This is a genomic window from Rhodoferax lacus (assembly GCF_003415675.1).
In the GTDB taxonomy this organism is placed as follows: domain Bacteria; phylum Pseudomonadota; class Gammaproteobacteria; order Burkholderiales; family Burkholderiaceae_C; genus Allorhodoferax; species Allorhodoferax lacus.
This window is the reverse complement of sequence record NZ_QFZK01000010.1, coordinates 62,653-78,875: the sequence shown is the minus strand read 5'-3', so window position 1 is coordinate 78,875 and position 16,223 is coordinate 62,653. Positions and strand designations below refer to the sequence as shown.

Genomic DNA, 16,223 nt, shown 5'->3' with positions numbered 1-16,223 from the left:
AGCGTGCAATTCCAACGGCCCAATTGATCGAAGCGGTAGCAGACGACCCCCCAATTCAACACCCTCTGCAAGTAAATTCACGCCTCCCCTGGCCCCTCTGCCCCCCGCTATGCCCTACAGTGGTTGATAAGCACAGGAGCACCCCATGAACGCCCCCACCACACCGGCCACCACCGAACTGCTGCACAAGGCCGAGCTGCAGGCCAAGGTCTTGCAGGCCCTCAAACCCCTGCTGCCCGCCCACGCCCTGCTGTACCAGAGCGAGGACACCACGCCCTATGAGTGCGATGGGCTCACAGCCTACCGGGCGCGGCCGCTGCTGGTGGCGCTGCCGGAGACGGAGGCGCAGGTGGCTGCGGTGCTGAAAGCCTGTTATGCGCTGAACGTGCCGGTGGTGGCGCGCGGTGCAGGCACGGGGCTCTCAGGCGGGGCCATGCCCAACCCGCTGGGGGTGACGCTGTCCCTGGCCAAGTTCAACAAGATTCTCAAGATCGACAAGCGCAGCCGCACGGCGGTGGTGCAGTGCGGTGTGCGCAACCTGGCCATCAGCGAGGCGGCGTCTCCCTACGGCCTGTACTACGCGCCCGACCCCAGCAGCCAGATTGCCTGCACCATAGGCGGCAACGTGGCCGAGAACTCGGGCGGTGTGCACTGCCTCAAATATGGCCTGACGCTGCACAACATCCAGAAGGTGCGCGGCTTCACCATGGAGGGCGAGCCCATCACCTTTGGCAGCGACGCGCTGGACCAGAGTGGCTACGATTTTCTGAGCGTGGTGATTGGCAGCGAAGGCATGCTGGCCGTCACCACCGAGGTCACCGTCAAGCTCATCCCCAAGCCTTTGCTTGCGCGCTGCATCATGGCCAGCTTTGACGATGTGCGCAAAGCCGGTGATGCCGTGGCGCAGGTGATTGCCGCAGGCATCATTCCCGCCGGGCTGGAGATGATGGACAAGCCCATGACGGCTGCCGTGGAAGACTATGTGCATGCCGGTTACGACCTGGATGCCGCAGCCATTTTGCTGTGCGAGAGCGACGGCACGCCCGAAGAGGTGGAAGAAGAAATCGGCCGCATGAGCGCAGTGCTGACTGCTGCCGGTGCTACGGCCATTGCAGTGAGCAACAGTGAGGCCGAGCGCATGCGTTTCTGGAGCGGACGCAAGAACGCTTTCCCGGCAAGCGGCCGCATCAGCCCCGACTACATGTGCATGGACAGCACCATTCCGCGCAAGCGCCTGGCCGACATTCTGCTGGCCATTGCCGAGATGGAAAAGAAATACCAGTTGCGCTGCTGCAATGTGTTCCACGCCGGTGACGGAAACCTGCACCCGCTGATTTTGTTTGATGCCAATGACCCCGACCAGCTGCACCGCTGCGAGCTGTTTGGCGCCGACATCCTGGAGACCAGCGTGGCCATGGGCGGCACGGTGACCGGCGAGCACGGCGTGGGCGTGGAAAAGCTCAACAGCATGTGCGTGCAGTTTTCGGCCGAGGAAAACGCGCAGATGTTTGCCTTGAAGGCCGCCTTTGACACCCGTGGCCTGCTCAACCCCGGCAAGGTGATTCCCACGCTGCAGCGCTGCGCCGAATACGGCAAGATGCTGGTGCGCGGCGGGCAGATCAAGCACCCCGAGCTGGAACGGTTCTAGGCGGATGCAAGCGCTGCGCGGCATCACCTGGCTCTTGCTGATGCAAAGCCTGGGCGAAGTCATATCGCGCAGCCTGCACCTGCCCCTGCCCGGGCCGGTGGTGGGCATGCTGCTCTTGCTGGCGGCCCTGCAGTTTCCGTTGGTGAGCGAGAGCGTGCGCCCGGTGGCGGACTTCCTGCTGCAACACCTGTCCCTGTTGTTTGTGCCGGTGGGTGTGGGCGTGATGACGCACGTGGCCATCCTCAGCCAATACGGCGTGCGCATTGCCATCGTCATCGTGCTGTCCACCTGGATCAGCCTGGCAGTGAGCGCGCTGGTGCTGCGCGCGCTGATGAAGGGCCACGCCGATGGCGATGGCACAGCCGCCCTGCCCTCTACCGCCGCCGCAGAGGACGCCCATGGCTGACTTCGTCCAGCTCTGGGTTTATCTATCGTCCACGCCGCTGTTTGGCCTCACGGCCACGCTGGTGGTCTACGTGCTGGCCCAGGCTTTTTATGGGCGCATGGGGCAGGCCGCCTGGGCCAACCCGGTGCTGTGGTCGGTGGTGCTGCTGGCCTTGGGGCTGACGCTCACCGGCACGGCCTACCCCACGTATTTTTCGGGAGCGCAGTTCATCCACTTTTTGCTGGGCCCTGCCGTGGTGGCGCTGGCCTGGCCGCTGTGGCTGCGCCGCACCGTGCTCAGGGCACGCTTCGGGCGCTTTGCGCTGGCCGCATTAGCCGGTGGAACGGCAGCGGCCCTGAGCGCCACCGTGCTCGCCTGGGCGCTGGACCTGCCGCATGACGTGCTGCTGTCACTCACCCCCAAATCGGTCACCGCGCCAGTGGCCATGGGTGTGGCGGAAAAAATTGGCGGCATACCGGCGCTGGCCGCCGTGTTTGCCGTGGTCACCGGCATGGTGGGCGCGCTCTCAGGCAAGTACCTGTTTGATGCTTTGGGCATTGGCAAAGACGCCACCGGCTGGATGGCACGCGGCTTCGCGCTGGGCACTGCGGCCCACGGCATCGGTGCGGCCCGCGCCCTGCAGGTCAATGCCGATGCGGGCGCCTGGGCCGCGCTGGCGCTGGGCTTGCAGGTGGTGTTTGCCTCGGTGCTGATACCGCTGGTGGCGCGGCTGCTATAGGCCGGGTGCGTACGCCTACCTGGCGCTGGGGGTGTTGATGCTGTCCATCCAGTTGCGGGTCAGGGTCAGCCATTCGTCCTGCACTTTGCCCAACATGCCCAAGGCGGACTGGCCCTGTTCCGAAGGGGCGGCGCTGGGCGGCTGCTCTTCGCGCTTCTCATCCCACTGGCCAATCCACAGCAGCTGGGCATCGTAGATTTGCTGCATGACCGCTGCAAGCTGTTGCGCCAGAACCTCCATCTGGTGGTTGGCCAGTGAACACTGTGCGGCCACAAATTGCACCGGGTCTTTGGCCTTCTGCAAGTCTTCCAGTTCCAAGGCCAGGGTCTCGCTGCCCATGGAGGCTGTCTTCAGCCATTGGCGCTGCATTTCCAGAAAGAAGTCCACGGCCTTTTTAGGCGCAGAAAGCGATCCGTTGAACCAGTCCTGGTTATCCAGAAATCCATCGCCGGACATGGGGCCAACACCGTGCGCGTGTGCCTGCCCGTTCCCACGGGCGCGGCCATTTCCGCGCCCTGCAGTGGACGTGCTGCTTGGTGCATTTTTTGTTGGAGTCGGTCGGGTGCGCGCCATGGTGGCCTCCATCTGTTTTCCGTAAAACGCACATCATGTGCAGCTACGCAAAACCCTGTCTTGACGATTCGCAAACAAAGCCCCGCCCTGCACTTAATGCGCACGCTGCACCAGACAGTTCTTCAGCCGCAAGGCCCAGGCCCGCTGCAGGATGGCATCAAACGCGATAGCCGGTGTGGCGCTGGGCACATGGATGTTGACTGCCACCCCGTTGTCCACGCAGGCCTGCACCCTGGCTGCCAGCTCCAGTTGCTGCTCTGCGCTCAAGGCCGCCGAGGCCGCACCGGCCGATGGTTCAATGCCATGCGAAACGGGGTCGGCCAAAGGGTCCACGCGCCCATCCACACCCACTGCCAGCAGCTGGCTGTTGCGCACACCGTGCAGGGCGATGGCATCCTGCAGGGCATGCGGCAAATCCAGCACCACGGCACCCGCGGCGTGCCGCGTGGCATCAAAGGCGGGGAAGGCGCCCTTCTCCTGGGCCAGCTCTGCCGACATCTGCCATGCCGCATCGCGCACGGTGCGCAGGATCTGCTCCGTGAGCTCCAGGCTGGAGGGTGAGCCATAGGCCAGGCCCAGCATGGCAAACAGGCTGTCCAGGCCGGTGATACCCAAGCCAATGCGCCGGGTGCTGTGCGCGTTGCGCTCCAGGCGCCTGTGCGGGAAGCTGCTGAGGGTGTGCGCATCGTCCAGAAAACGCACGGCAATGGCGCTCACCGCGCGGAGCTGGTCCCAATCCATCTGCGGGTGCTCTGCGGAGCTGTCATGCACAAAGCGCGTCAGGTTGATGCTGCCGGTGGTGCAGCCCGCATCCACAGACAGCGCCACACTGCCACCTGGGTTGGCGGCATAGATGTGCTCGGCATACCAGAGGTTGTTGCAGCGCTGCATGGTGTCCACAAACAGCAGGCGCGGCGAGGCAAAGGTGCGCTGGGCCTGCAGCAAGCGCACCCAGAGCGACTGCGCCTTGATGTGCCGGTGCACCAGGCAGGGCTGCGGCTCGGCCTGCCCCGGCCAGACCCGCTCGCACACCTGCGCCCCCGGCGGCAGGGCCCTGCCGTGCAGCGGAAAAACCAGTGGCCAATCGGCCCCGGCCTGCACTGCCTGCATGAAGGCATCCAACACCACCACGACAGCCTGCACCTGCAAGTCTGCACTGCGTGCGGGCAAGGCTTCGACAAAGCTTTCGATGTCCGGATGGTCACAGCGCAGGCTCAGGGCCACCGTGGCCGAATGGCCATTGCCCCGGCCCAGCATGCCCCGCGCCACGGACCACAGGTTGGCAAACGGACCGGGGCCCATGTGCGCTGAGGCATGGGCAAAGCCCTCCCAATGGCTGGGCAGCACGTTGGAGAAATCCACCCCCACATCGGCACCGGCATGCAGGCACACCATGGAGTCGTGCAGGGCATCAAACACACCTTCGAGCGAATTGGCCAAGGGCGCAATGGCAAAGCAACTGGAGAAGCAGGCGTGTGGCTGCACCCCGGCGGCGTGCAGGATCTGCCGGCCGGGCTGAAAGCGGTGGCCCTCCAGGATGCCGCGAAAGCGCTGGCGCCAGACGTCGGGCTGCTGCGGCTCGGCTGCCGATACGGCCAGGGCCACCCGGTCCCACAAGGCGCCCAAGGAGGCCTCTGGCACCTGAGCCTTTGCCTGCCCCGAGAGCCCGCCTTGCAGGCGGGTATCGCGCAAAAAATCAGCCAAGGTATTTGCCTCCGTTGATGTGCAGCGTGATACCGTTCACAAAGCCCGCCTCGTCATCGGCCAGGAACACCACACCGCGCGCGATTTCGGCCGGCGTGGCCAGCCGCCCGGCAGGCACCGACTGCAGGATGTGCGCCAGCACTTCGGGGTTGACCGCTGCCACCATGGCGGTATCGGTATAGCCCGGCGCGATGGCATTGGCGGTGATGTTGCGCGAAGCACCTTCGAGCGCCAGCGACTTGGTAAAGCCGATCATGCCGGCCTTGGCTGCAGCGTAATTGGTCTGCCCGGCCTGGCCCGTGGCGGCGTTGACCGAGCTGATGTTGATGATGCGGCCAAAGCGCCGCTCGCGCATGCCCTCGATCACGGCGCGGCACATGTGGAAGCAGCCACCCAGGTCCACATCGATCACCTCGCGCCACTGCTCGGGCTTCATCTTGTGCAGCATGGCGTCGCGCGTGATGCCCGCATTGTTGACCAGCACCTCCACGGCCCCAAGTTGCGCCTGCACCTGCGCCAAGCCGCTGCTGCAGGCATCGGCATCGGCCACATTCCAAGCAAAGCAGGGGATGCCGGTGCGCTGCGCAAAGGCCTGGGCCGTCCCGGCATTGCGCGCGTAGTTGACGGCCACGCGGTAGCCTGCTGCCTGCAGCGCCTCGGCAATGGCAGCACCAATGCCCACGGTACCGCCCGTGACCAGTGCAACGCGATGGGACTTGCTCATGCCGATACCCCCGAATGAAAGCCAGTGGGCACGATAGGCGGCGCAATGCGTGCCTGCCTTGCGTTTGCGCAATCCGGCTGGCGCAGCGCAGCGAATACTGGTGTCCATCGCTTCCTGAACACCACCATGCACCAGCCAGACAGTCCCGCCGATGTGGCGGTTCGTGGCAACCGTTATGCGGCCCTGCGCACGCTGGGCCATGTGCGCGAGGCCCTGGTGGCCTCGGCCAACCTGGGGCTGTCGCCAGAGTCACTGCTGCTGTCCTGGCTGGACTGGATCATCCACCTGGTGGGGGACCCGGACAAGCGCGTGGAGCTGGCCATGCGTCTGACCCAGGCACTGCCCGCCCTGCTGACCCAAGCCTCTGCCCCTGCCCCTGCCCCTGCCCCTTCTGCCGTGGAGAGCTGGCAGGACCGGCGCTTCAGCAGCCCCGCCTGGCAGCAGGAGCCCTTTCGGACCTGGGCCCGCGCGTTTGAACTCACCGACGACTGGTGGCGCCATGCCACCCGCAACGTGCCCGGCACCGACCCGCACCACGAGGCTGTGGTGGCCTTTGTGGCGCGCCAGTGGCTGGACTTCATGGCACCCTCCAACCAGCCCTGGTCCAACCCCGAGGTGCTGCAGCACACCCTGAAGCACCACGGTGCCAACCTGCTGCGTGGTGGCGTGCACATGTTGCAGGACCTGCAGCACAAGCTGGCAGGCTTGCCCCCTGTGGGCAGCGAGGCCTTTGTGGTTGGGCGTGACATGGCCTGCACGCCCGGCAAAGTGGTGCTGCGCAACGCCCTGATGGAGCTGATCCAGTACAGCCCCGCCACACGCACGGTGTTTGCCGAGCCGGTGCTGCTGGTGCCGGCCTGGATCATGAAGTACTACATCCTGGACCTGTCGCCACACAACTCGCTGGTGCGCTGGCTGGTGGCGCATGGGCACACGGTGTTCTGCATTTCCTGGCGCAACGTCAGCGCAGCACAGCGCAACCTGGGTCTGGAGGACTACCGCCGCCTGGGGGTGATGGCCGCCATCGACACCATCGAAGGCCTGGTGCCCCACCGCAAGATCCACGCGCTGGGCTACTGCCTGGGTGGCACGCTGCTGGCCATGGCAGCGGCGGCCATGGCGCGCGCAGGCGACGCCCGCCTGGCGTCACTCACGCTGCTGGCCGCGCAGACCGACTTCACCGAACCCGGCGAGCTGCAGCTCTTCATAGACCATGCGCAGGTGCACATGCTCGACAGCGTGATGTGGCTGCGCGGCTACCTGACGGCCGAGCAGATGAGCGTGGCCTTCCAGATGCTGCGCTCCAATGACCTGATCTGGTCGCGCGTGGTGCACGACTACATGCTGGGTGAGCGTACGCCCATGCGCGACCTGATCGCCTGGAACGCCGACAGCACCCGCATGCCACAGCGCATGCACAGCGAATACCTGCACCGCCTGTTCCTCAACAACGATCTGGCGGCCGGCCGCTATCTGGTGGAGGGCCACCCGGTGGCCCTGCAAAACATCCGCGCGCCCATCTTTGTGGTGGGCACCGAGCGCGACCACGTGGCCCCCTGGCGCTCGGTCTACAAAATCCATTACCTGGCCGACACCGAGCTCACCTTCCTGCTGACCTCGGGCGGCCACAACGCCGGCATTGTGAGCGAGCCCGGCCACACACACAGGCACTACCGCGTGCGCGCCAAGCAGGCCACCGACAGTTGCCTGAGCGCTGACGAGTGGCTGCAGGCAACACCGGTGCACGAGGGCTCGTGGTGGCCCGTGTGGCGGCGCTGGCTGACCCGTCTGTCGGACAGGCGACGCGTGGCACCGCCGCCCATAGGCCACTCCCTGATGGACGCGCCGGGCAGCTATGTGCTGGTGCGCTGAGGCCGCACACAGACGACGCGCAGACGGCACACAGAGCGTCAGGGCGCCACCTTCAAGGTCTCGCCCATGCTTTGCAGCGGCCCCAGCGGGTTGATGCGCAACTCGGTGGATTCGATCTTGGGCTCCCCACTCCACTGCTTGTAGACCACTACGTCATCCACCACCACCACCAACGCGGAGAACCTCCAGCCCGAGGTCACCGTGTTGCGCTTGAAGTTCAGAAAATCCAGAAAGAAACTGCCCACCCGCGTTTGCGTGATTTTGCTGGGCTCCATCAGGTAACCGGTACAGGCCTCTTGCGCCTTGATGCAGTCCACGATGCCCTGCGGCGGATTCATGCGCCCCTGCAGTGGCGAGGGCAGCACCGCATTCACCACCTGCGCCTGGTTGAGCACCTGGGTGTTGGCGGAATGGTTGGGTGCAAAACCCAGTTCGCGCACGGCCTCGATATGGGTGGCGTAGGGGACGATCTTGTCGTAGCTGGCCAGCGCCTCGGCAAAGTCTTTCCACGGATTGATGACTTCCTGCTCTGCCCTGGGCAGCAAATGCGAGCAGCCGCCCAAAAGCACCAGCGCGCTGGCCAGGCTAACGCAAATACAGTTCATTGCTCACGGCAGTCACCCCGGGTGCGGACCACGCAGCGCCCTGCGCTGCCTGCCGCTCGGCCCACGAGCCCACCGGCCCGCGCAGCGTAACCCGCGAGCCCTCCACCTGCACCTGCAGGTGTTTGGCCTCGCGCTCGGCGTGCCGGGTCAGGGCGCGCTCAATGCCACGCTGGATATCTGTGGACGACAGGCGCGGCTTGACGGTGATGCGGTTGCTGATGCCCACCACGCCCACCAGTGCCTGCACCGCTTTCTCGGCGGCCTGGCGCTGGTAGCCCCAGTCCACCGAACCGTCCAGGCTGACCCAGCCCTTCTCCACCTTGACGTGAATGGCACCGTTGGGCACAGCCGTGGTCCAGGCCAGCACGTGGTTGACGGCCGCTGCAATATCGGTATCGCCGCGCACCGCATCGGGGCCCAGTTGCACATCCATTTCCACCACGATGGCCATGACCCCGGAGACACGCTGCGCAGCACGCTCAGCGGCCGATTTCTCGGGCAGGGATTTCAGATGGCCCGTGAGCGTCACCACACGGTCCTTCACGATGACGCCGATGTCGGCGGCGTTCACCGCAGGGTCCCACTCCAGTTCGTCGAGAACATCGCTCTTGATCTGGGCATCGGTTTTCATGGCAGTTTCCTTCCGTGGTGAGGCAAACAAAAGAGAGTTGAACCACTGTAGGGAAATGCGCCAGACCGGCGCTTGCGGATTCGCAAGCGCCACAAGGCTGGCGTGCCTAGCATGCAGCGCGCGCCTGCATTTTTTGCAGACCTCACAGGAGAAAAACCATGCGAACACTGGTGGCCTATTTTTCAAGGACGGGACATACCCAGACACTGGCCCAGCAAATTGCCCTGGGCTGTAGCGCAGACCTGGAGCGCATACAGGACCCCAGCGAGGGCGTGGGCGGCCGGCACTACCTGCGCTCACTCTGGCAAGCTCTGATGCACCACGGTGCGCCCATAGCCCCCACCCGATACAACCCTGCCGACTACGATCTGGTGGTGATTGGCACACCCATCTGGGCCTGGAATATCTCCAGCCCGGTGCGGTCCTACATCCTGCAGCACCAAGGGCAATTTCGAAGGCTGGCGCTGTTTTGCACCTGTGACGGTGCGGGTCAGGCCAAGGTCTTGTCCGACCTGGAGGCCCTGTGCAACAAGGCCCCGATTGCCTCACTGGCAGTCACCACCCAGGAGATGACCGACGGCCAGCAAGAGCAGCGCATGCTGCGCTTCCTGGCGCAACTCACCGCGTCCAATGGCGCAGCTGCGCCGACACCCCTAAGACCGTATCCCGCGCTTTGACCCGCCGTAGGTGGGCTTGATGCGGATCTGCAGGCCGCGTATGCCGGACACACGCCGCGCGGCCCGTTCCACCTGGAAGCGCGTCTGGTGGGTGTCCACCTCGCCGTCCAGGGTGACCATTCCAGCATCGACTGACACATCAATGTCGGAGGCCTTGATGGCGGGAATGGAATCCAGTCGTTCCATGACTTCGGCTTTGAGTTCTTCATCGGTCCGCATGGCAGGGCTCCAGAATTTGCACGTGATGGCACTCTAGATTTGCGGTGCTGCGGGCAGCTTGCGAATTCACAAATCTGCAGGGCCTGCTGCGCGTTACTTTTCACACGGGTTCATTCATTTGCCTTGACCTGAGGAGAACGCATATGTCCCATGTGCAACCGATGCCTGAAAAAATGCTCCAAAAAAGCCAAGGCCAGATCGCCCCCTGGAGCCCCATGCTGGACAAGTTGCTGGCGCCATTTGATGGCGTGCTGGTGCTGCGCTTTCCGGACAACAGCAGCTCGCGCTTCGGGCGCCGCGCGCACGAGCCGGTGGGGCCGGACTTTGGCCTCTCGGTGCGTGACCCGAATGCCGTGCAGTCGCTGCTGCTGGGGCGTGACCCGCTGCGCTTTGCCGATGCCTATTTCCAGGGCCGCATCGACATCGAGGGCGACCTGTTTGCAGCCCTGGCGCTCAAGGACCAGTTGCCCGCACTGCGCCTGAGCTTTGGCGAACGCCTGCGTGCCCTGCTGTGCCTGCTGCGCAGCAAGCTCTCTGGTACTAGGACCACAGAAGCCGAACCTGCGCCCCGGCTGGCGGGCGACACAGTGCAGGCGCATACGCGCGACGAGAACCGCCGTGCCATCTCTTTCCACTACGACCTGTCCAACGAGTTTTACCGTCTGTGGCTGGGCCCGACCATGGTGTATTCGTGTGCCTATTTCGAAGCTCCGGACATGTCGCTGGAAGCGGCCCAGCGCGCCAAGCTGGACCACATCTGCCGCAAGCTGCAGCTGCAACCCGGCGAGCAGTTTCTGGACATAGGTTGCGGCTGGGGCGCGCTGCTGCTGCATGCGGCGCGGCACTACGGCGTGCAGGCCCATGGCATCACACTGAGCCAGCGGCAGTACGAGCTGTGCCAGCAGCGCATTGCCGCCAACGGCCTGCAGCGCCAGGTCACGGTGGCGCTGCAGGACTACCGCGACCTGCCGGGCCAGGCCTGCTTTGACAAGATTGCCAGCGTGGGCATGTTCGAGCATGTGGGCCTGAAGAACCTGCCGCAGTACTTTGGCAGCGTGCACCGCCTGCTCAAGCCCCAGGGCTATTTTTTGAACCACGGCATCACCCACGATGAGGAGGGCTGGGACGCGCAGCTCTCCACCCAGTTCATCAACCGCTATGTGTTTCCGGACGGGCAGCTCGACACAGTGAGCAACATCCAGCGGGCCATGGAGCGCGCCAACTTCGAGATCATGGATGTGGAAGGCCTGCGCCCGCACTACGCCCTGACCCTGCGGCACTGGGTGCACCGGCTGGACGCCAGCCACGGCAAGGCGCTGGACTTTGTGAACGAGGCCACCTTCCGCATCTGGCGCCTGTACATGGCGGCCTCGGCCATGGAGTTCGAGGCCGGTACGTTGGGCGTGTACCAGATCCTGTCGTGCCGCCGTGCGGCCGGCACCAGCACCTTCCCGGCCAGCAGGCGCTATATGTACCCGCACGACGGCCTGGCTACGGCGCGCGTACCTGCACTTTCTGTCCGCTGACCAACTGCGTGGGCGGGTACAGCACCACCGACTGGCCGGGCTGCAAGCCGTCTTGCACCCAGGCCACGTTGGCATTGCGCTCGCCCACCGCAATGGGTTGCAGGCGCACCCGACGGCCATCCAGCACATACACCGCCATGGCGTCGCCTTGGGGCACCAGCGCGCCCACAGGCACCAGCACCGCATGTTCCACACGGTGCAAGCTGATGCGAACGCCCACGCGAAAGCCCTCGCCCAGGCGGCGCCAGGCGTCTGGTGACTCTGCACGGTCCGCGCTGGCGTCGACAGCAACAACATCCAGATGCACCCGGACGCGCTGCTCTTCCACACCCAGCGCCGACACCTTGGTGAACCCGGCCGGCTCTACCAGGCGCACGGCAGCGCGCAGGCCCTGCACACGCTGCGGGCTGCCGTAGTCGATGTGCGCCACGCTGCCCGGCGGCGTGCGTGCCGCATCGCTGGTGAGCAGTTCGCACAGCACCTCCATGTGCGCCAGGTCGCCCAGCTCCAACAGGGCAGTGCCGGCTGTCACCGTGACGGCGTCGGTCTGTGCCAGCCTAAGCACCACGCCGTCCACCGGGGCACGCATCAGCACCCACTGCTTGGCGTTGGCAGGGCGCGGGCTTTGCAAGGCCGCACTGGCCAGGGCCTGCTCCTGTATGGCCATGTCCTTGTCGGCCCCGGCCACATCCAGCGCGTTGCGGGCGGCGGACACTGCCAGGCGCGCACTGTCCAGCCGGGCATCGGCTACAAAACCCTGCTCGGCCAGATGGTGTGTGCGCTGCAGTTCCCTCCACGCATCGGCCAGCGCCAGGGTGGCCTGGTTCAGCTGGGTCTGGGCGCGGTTGACGCCCACACTGGCAGAGCGCTGGCGCGCCAGCGCCTCGGCATGGCTGCGCGGGTCCAGCAGGGCCGCATCCACAGCCTGCAGGCGGGCCACCACGTCGCCGCGCCGCACCGTGTCGCCCTCGCGCAGGCTTGTGCGCTCCAGCGCCGCCGTAACCGGTGTGGACAGGGTGTAGCGCTCGCTCAGGTGGGTCTTGCAGTCTTCCTCCACCGTGCTTTCAAACACGCCGCGTGTGATGGGCGCCACCTCCACTTCCACAGGGCGCGGCCAGAAGGCCCAGGCCAGTGCTGCCAGAGCAGCCAGCACTGCCACGCCACCCCAAAGCCAGTGCCGGTGTGGAGCCATGGCCTACTCGCGCGCCTTCAGGGCGGCCACCAGATCCAGCCGGTCAATGCGCTGGCGCACCACCAGTGCGCTGGCCACACCGGCGCCCACAATGCACAGCGCGGCCAGCGCATAGGTCCTGGGGCGTATCACCACCGGAAACATGAACTGGTCCGAATGCATCTGCTGCACCAGAACATGCGTGAGTGCCCAGCCCAGCGCCATGCCCAGGGGCAGCGCCAGCAACAGGAGCAGCGCCAGCTCACCCAGCAGCAGGCCCGACACCTCGGCACGGGTGAAGCCCAACACGCGCAGGCTGGCCAGTTCCCAGTAGCGCTCGCCCAGCGCAATGCGTGCGCTGTTGTAGACCACGCCCACTGCAATCACCGCGGCAAAGCCGGTGAGGATGGCGCTCATGATGAGGATGTTGCGCGCCGAAATGTCCTGCATGTTGCGCAGCATCGTGGCCTTGCTGAAGGCCCCGGCCACCCGGGGCATGGCCTGTGTGGCGTGCAGCACGGCCGCCTCGGTGCCGCGTTGCACGGCCAGGGTGAATTGCGTGGCCACATCGGTTTCGCCCAGCAGGCGGTGCAGGGCTTGTGCGTCCATGTAGGCGTTCAGGCCCATCATGTCGCGCACCGTGCGCTGCAGCACCAGCACCTGGGTGCGGCGCTGTCCCTCCAGTACCTCCACCGTCACAGCCTGGCCCGGGCGCAGTTGCAGCTTGTCTGCCAGCCGGTCCGACAGGGTCAGGCCCTCGGGGTGGATGTGTGCCCGGCGCAGGTCCAGGTCAATCACGCGGTTGAGCTGCGCACCGGCTGGCACACCCTGCAGCGCGCCGCTTTGCGTTCGCTGGCCGTGCACAAAGCGCACGGGTACCTGGCGCCCCGCCTCCACCTGCAGCACCCCGGGAATGCGCTCCAGCCCGCGCGCCGCAGAGCCATTGACTGCCTCCGTGGTCCACACCACCAGGTCGCCGCGCAGGGCCAGCACAAAGTTGGCATCGACAATCGTGTCCATGGCATCGCGGAAGAAGTTGCCCACCACCACCAGGGCCAATGCAGAGGCCATACCCAGCGTGGTCAGCGTGGTGCGCAAGGGCCTGCGCTCCATGTTGCGCAGAATCATGCGCAGCGCGGGGCCGGTGCGCAGCCAGGGCAGGCGCTCCAGCAATGCGGGCCGGTAGCGCGCTGGCGCCTGCGGGCGCATGGCCTCGGCTGGCGACAGACGCACCAGCGCGGCCAGCGGTGTCAGGGTTCCCAGCACCGCGGCCAGCAGCGCCAGCAGCAGGCCCCACAGCACCAGGTCTGCGCCCAGCCGGTACCCAAACACCGGGAAGTGGAAGACCTCGGCATACAGCCCCAGCATCAGCTGCCCCAGCACGGCGCCCAAGGCCAGCCCCAACCCATAGCCGGTCAGCACCATGGGCGAGACCAGTTTGAAGTAGTGCAGCGCAATGGCGGCGTTGCTGAAGCCCAGGGCCTTGAGCAGCGCCAGCTGCTCGCGCTGGGTGGCGATCAGCCGTGCAGTGAACACATGAATCAGGAAGCTGGCCACCAGCAAAAAGATGGCGGGCAGCAGGGTGCCCAGCACGCGCTGCTGCACGATCTCGTTGTCCAGCATGGCGTTGGATATCTGGTCCCTGCGGCTGATGGCGGGCTGTCCGCCCACGGGTGCGAGCTGCCGGTCTATGGCGTCCATGCTGTGGGCCAGCGAGGCGCCCGGTGCCAGTGCAAAGGCCACATGGTTGAAGGCCTCGGTCATGTCCAGGGCGGCGGCCAGTGCCTGCTGGTCCAGCCAGAAGACACCAAAGCCCCGCACATCCGGCATGCCCCACAGGCCGGCAAAAACATATTCCGGCGACAGGGCCACGCCGGTCATGCGCAGCACCCGCTGCCGGCCGTTGATGAGCGCGGTGGCACGTGCGCCGGGCCGCATGTGGTGGGCCAGGGCAAAGCCTTCGGACACCAGCACCTGCAGTTCGCCATTTGCGGCCGCGCCCCGGCTGGGCCACTGGCCCGAGCGCAGGCTGACCTGGTTGAGCCGCGCAGTCTGCGTGGCGTCCAGGTCCAGCCCTATGAGCTGGCCCAGCGCCGGGTCTGTGCTGTCGGAGGTAGTGATACGGGCAACGGTTTCCACCGTGGGCTGCACATGGGCCACGCCGGGCAGTGTCTGCAACTGCGCTGCCAGTGCGATGGGCGCCCGCTTGAGCGACACAAACAGGTCGGCAAAATGCGCACGCTCGTAAAACCGCTCGCGTGCCAGGGCCAGCGAATCCACCGCCGACAGGCAGGCCACAAAGCCGCCTATGGAGCTTGCCACCACCAGCGCAATCGTCACGGCCTGGCTGCCCAGGCGGCGGATGTCGCGCATGACCTTGCGGTCCAGGGTTTTCATGGTTCGTTTCGCTGCTTTGGCTGCTACCAGGACAGCTCTGCGGGCGAGAGCCGCTGTGCATTGCGCGTGATGCTGGCAATGCCGCCATCGGCCAGGCGTATGACGCGGTCGGCCATGCCGGCAATGGCTGTGTTGTGGGTGATCACGACCACCGTGGTACCCAGCGAGGCGCCCACATCGGCAATGACTTCGAGCACCAGCTTGCCCGTGGCGTAGTCCAGCGCGCCGGTGGGCTCGTCGCACAGCAGCAGTTGCGGGCGCTTGACCACCGCCCGGGCAATGGCCACGCGCTGCTGCTCGCCACCGGACAACTGCGAGGGGTAGTGGTCACGCCGCTCGCCCAGGGCCACGCGCTCCAGGGCGTCCTGCACCGGCATGGGCGCATCGGCAATGTCGGTCACCAGCTCTACGTTCTCGAACACGGTAAGGCTGGGGATGAGGTTGTAGAACTGGAACACAAAGCCCACGTGTGCGCGCCGGTACTGTGTGAGCTCCTGGTCCGTGGCCTGGCCCAGCGGCTGCTGGCCAAACCACAGTTCACCGCTGCTGGCGGTGTCCAGCCCGCCCAGGATGTTGAGCAGGGTGGACTTGCCGCTGCCCGAGGCCCCCAGCAGCACCACAAATTCACCGCCCTGCACCTCCAGGTTGACCGCGCGCAGTGCGTGCACGGCAGACGCACCGCTGCCATAGGTCTTGCACAGGTTACGGGCCGACAGCACCGACGTCTGCGCAGGCTCTGCCGTGGCCGCGGCCATGCCGGCAACCCTACTGGATGGCAATCTTGCGAGCAGCGGACGAGGCCTTCTTGGGCAACTCCAGCTGCAGCACGCCATCGACATACGAGGCCTTCACCTGGGTGTCGTCAATGTCATCGGCCATGCTGAAGGTGCGGCTGATGGCGGCGTGGTTGCGCTCTTGGCGCAGCACCTTGTCACCGTTGGTGGGGGCGGCTGTGTCCGGGCTTTCGCGCACTTCAATCTGCACCTGGTTTCCTTCTATGCGTACATTGATATCGTCTTTTTTGAGGCCCGGCAGGTCGGCCTTGACGGCATACATGCCATCGCGCTCCAGGATGTCCACGGGCATGCGCAAGGTGACCAGCTCCGAATCAAACAGCGACGACGACAGGAAGCGGCGCACCACGGACTCCAGCGGTGTGACGAACAGCGGATCGGAAACACGAAGACCATTCATGATGAAACTCCTGGTGGGTTGAACTGGCTTTGCACCATGCAAAGCGCTGCATGAATCTAGTGCGCCAGGGAACGCTGCCATTGCGAATTCGCAAGCGGAAAAGGTCTTCGCAAACAGACACTTTTTGCAGGCCGTGCGTCCCGCTGCGGCCTTCACAA

The 16,223-nt window shown here is 65.6% G+C and carries 16 protein-coding genes; 6 read left to right on the top strand and 10 right to left on the bottom strand.

Annotated elements, in window-relative coordinates; all coding sequences use genetic code 11:
- The first annotated feature begins 145 nt into the window (after positions 1-145).
- From DIC66_RS15160 to DIC66_RS15150, 3 genes are read left to right on the top strand one after another with little or no spacing between them, the layout of a single operon-like run.
- Positions 146-1,648 carry an FAD-linked oxidase C-terminal domain-containing protein gene (locus DIC66_RS15160; protein ID WP_117178694.1) on the top strand — a complete coding sequence of 501 codons (1,503 nt, stop codon included), beginning with the start codon at positions 146-148 and terminating at the stop codon, positions 1,646-1,648.
- A 4-nt stretch (positions 1,649-1,652) separates the two neighbouring features.
- Positions 1,653-2,054, top strand: coding sequence for a CidA/LrgA family protein (locus DIC66_RS15155; protein ID WP_117178692.1), 402 nt, complete (start codon positions 1,653-1,655; stop codon positions 2,052-2,054).
- The gene (locus DIC66_RS15150) at positions 2,047-2,772 is read left to right on the top strand and encodes an LrgB family protein (RefSeq protein WP_117178690.1); all 726 of its coding nucleotides are present in this window, start codon (positions 2,047-2,049) and stop codon (positions 2,770-2,772) included. Before DIC66_RS15155 ends, DIC66_RS15150 begins: the two co-directional genes overlap by 8 nt.
- Before the next feature lie 15 nt (positions 2,773-2,787).
- Here the strand turns inward: DIC66_RS15150 and DIC66_RS15145 are convergent, their stop codons facing one another.
- The 3 genes from DIC66_RS15145 to phbB form a co-directional block, all read right to left on the bottom strand.
- Entirely contained in the window at positions 2,788-3,228 is a 441-nt protein-coding gene (locus DIC66_RS15145; protein ID WP_117178688.1) for a hypothetical protein, read from the bottom strand.
- Between the two features lie 210 nt (positions 3,229-3,438).
- Complete coding sequence (locus DIC66_RS15140; protein ID WP_117178685.1) at positions 3,439-5,049, bottom strand: glycyl radical enzyme family protein; 1,611 nt, start codon at positions 5,047-5,049, stop codon at positions 3,439-3,441.
- Positions 5,042-5,773, bottom strand: a complete 732-nt coding sequence (phbB, locus tag DIC66_RS15135) for an acetoacetyl-CoA reductase (protein WP_117178683.1) — start codon at positions 5,771-5,773, stop codon at positions 5,042-5,044. Before phbB ends, DIC66_RS15140 begins: the two co-directional genes overlap by 8 nt.
- A gap of 126 nt (positions 5,774-5,899) precedes the next feature.
- On the opposite strand from phbB, the gene DIC66_RS15130 reads away from it, so the two are divergent.
- Complete coding sequence (locus tag DIC66_RS15130) at positions 5,900-7,645, top strand: PHA/PHB synthase family protein (RefSeq protein ID WP_117178834.1); 1,746 nt, start codon at positions 5,900-5,902, stop codon at positions 7,643-7,645.
- Positions 7,646-7,683: 38 nt separating this feature from the next.
- Here the strand turns inward: DIC66_RS15130 and DIC66_RS15125 are convergent, their stop codons facing one another.
- Complete coding sequence (locus tag DIC66_RS15125) at positions 7,684-8,250, bottom strand: hypothetical protein (protein WP_147321329.1); 567 nt, start codon at positions 8,248-8,250, stop codon at positions 7,684-7,686.
- Positions 8,231-8,881 (bottom strand): BON domain-containing protein, encoded by a 651-nt coding sequence (locus DIC66_RS15120; protein WP_117178673.1) that lies wholly within the window; start codon positions 8,879-8,881, stop codon positions 8,231-8,233. Before DIC66_RS15120 ends, DIC66_RS15125 begins: the two co-directional genes overlap by 20 nt.
- Positions 8,882-9,039: 158 nt before the next feature.
- Between DIC66_RS15120 and DIC66_RS15115 the strand changes: the two genes are divergently transcribed.
- Positions 9,040-9,558 carry a flavodoxin family protein gene (locus DIC66_RS15115; RefSeq protein WP_117178671.1) on the top strand — a complete coding sequence of 173 codons (519 nt, stop codon included), beginning with the start codon at positions 9,040-9,042 and terminating at the stop codon, positions 9,556-9,558.
- On the opposite strand, the gene DIC66_RS15110 is transcribed toward DIC66_RS15115, so the two are convergent.
- Positions 9,535-9,777 (bottom strand): BON domain-containing protein, encoded by a 243-nt coding sequence (locus tag DIC66_RS15110; RefSeq protein ID WP_117178669.1) that lies wholly within the window; start codon positions 9,775-9,777, stop codon positions 9,535-9,537. The two genes, DIC66_RS15115 and DIC66_RS15110, sit on opposite strands and share 24 nt — an antisense overlap.
- Positions 9,778-9,920: 143 nt before the next feature.
- On the opposite strand from DIC66_RS15110, the gene DIC66_RS15105 reads away from it, so the two are divergent.
- Complete coding sequence (locus DIC66_RS15105) at positions 9,921-11,303, top strand: class I SAM-dependent methyltransferase (RefSeq protein WP_233505946.1); 1,383 nt, start codon at positions 9,921-9,923, stop codon at positions 11,301-11,303.
- Here the strand turns inward: DIC66_RS15105 and DIC66_RS15100 are convergent.
- From DIC66_RS15100 to DIC66_RS15085, 4 genes are read right to left on the bottom strand one after another with little or no spacing between them, the layout of a single operon-like run.
- The gene (locus DIC66_RS15100) at positions 11,269-12,495 is read right to left on the bottom strand and encodes an efflux RND transporter periplasmic adaptor subunit (protein WP_117178667.1); all 1,227 of its coding nucleotides are present in this window, start codon (positions 12,493-12,495) and stop codon (positions 11,269-11,271) included. The two genes, DIC66_RS15105 and DIC66_RS15100, sit on opposite strands and share 35 nt — an antisense overlap.
- A 3-nt stretch (positions 12,496-12,498) precedes the next feature.
- A complete protein-coding gene (locus DIC66_RS15095; protein WP_117178665.1) occupies positions 12,499-14,871 on the bottom strand; it encodes an ABC transporter permease in 2,373 nt (790 codons plus the stop codon).
- A gap of 23 nt (positions 14,872-14,894) precedes the next feature.
- A complete protein-coding gene (locus DIC66_RS15090) occupies positions 14,895-15,626 on the bottom strand; it encodes an ABC transporter ATP-binding protein (protein WP_117178663.1) in 732 nt (243 codons plus the stop codon).
- A 10-nt stretch (positions 15,627-15,636) separates the two neighbouring features.
- Complete coding sequence (locus tag DIC66_RS15085) at positions 15,637-16,065, bottom strand: Hsp20/alpha crystallin family protein (RefSeq protein WP_117178661.1); 429 nt, start codon at positions 16,063-16,065, stop codon at positions 15,637-15,639.
- Positions 16,066-16,223 lie beyond the last annotated feature (158 nt).

Coding starts and splice junctions, on each gene's coding strand:
- DIC66_RS15150 (WP_117178690.1), top strand. CDS start 2,047: ATGGCTGACTTCGTCCAGCTCTGGGTTTATCTATCGTCCACGCCGCTG.
- DIC66_RS15120 (WP_117178673.1), bottom strand. CDS start 8,881: ATGAAAACCGATGCCCAGATCAAGAGCGATGTTCTCGACGAACTGGAG.
- DIC66_RS15160 (WP_117178694.1), top strand. CDS start 146: ATGAACGCCCCCACCACACCGGCCACCACCGAACTGCTGCACAAGGCC.
- DIC66_RS15105 (WP_233505946.1), top strand. CDS start 9,921: ATGTCCCATGTGCAACCGATGCCTGAAAAAATGCTCCAAAAAAGCCAA.
- DIC66_RS15145 (WP_117178688.1), bottom strand. CDS start 3,228: ATGTCCGGCGATGGATTTCTGGATAACCAGGACTGGTTCAACGGATCG.
- DIC66_RS15085 (WP_117178661.1), bottom strand. CDS start 16,065: ATGAATGGTCTTCGTGTTTCCGATCCGCTGTTCGTCACACCGCTGGAG.
- DIC66_RS15115 (WP_117178671.1), top strand. CDS start 9,040: ATGCGAACACTGGTGGCCTATTTTTCAAGGACGGGACATACCCAGACA.
- phbB (WP_117178683.1), bottom strand. CDS start 5,773: ATGAGCAAGTCCCATCGCGTTGCACTGGTCACGGGCGGTACCGTGGGC.
- DIC66_RS15130 (WP_117178834.1), top strand. CDS start 5,900: ATGCACCAGCCAGACAGTCCCGCCGATGTGGCGGTTCGTGGCAACCGT.
- DIC66_RS15155 (WP_117178692.1), top strand. CDS start 1,653: ATGCAAGCGCTGCGCGGCATCACCTGGCTCTTGCTGATGCAAAGCCTG.
- DIC66_RS15090 (WP_117178663.1), bottom strand. CDS start 15,626: ATGGCCGCGGCCACGGCAGAGCCTGCGCAGACGTCGGTGCTGTCGGCC.
- DIC66_RS15095 (WP_117178665.1), bottom strand. CDS start 14,871: ATGAAAACCCTGGACCGCAAGGTCATGCGCGACATCCGCCGCCTGGGC.
- DIC66_RS15125 (WP_147321329.1), bottom strand. CDS start 8,250: ATGAACTGTATTTGCGTTAGCCTGGCCAGCGCGCTGGTGCTTTTGGGC.
- DIC66_RS15100 (WP_117178667.1), bottom strand. CDS start 12,495: ATGGCTCCACACCGGCACTGGCTTTGGGGTGGCGTGGCAGTGCTGGCT.
- DIC66_RS15110 (WP_117178669.1), bottom strand. CDS start 9,777: ATGCGGACCGATGAAGAACTCAAAGCCGAAGTCATGGAACGACTGGAT.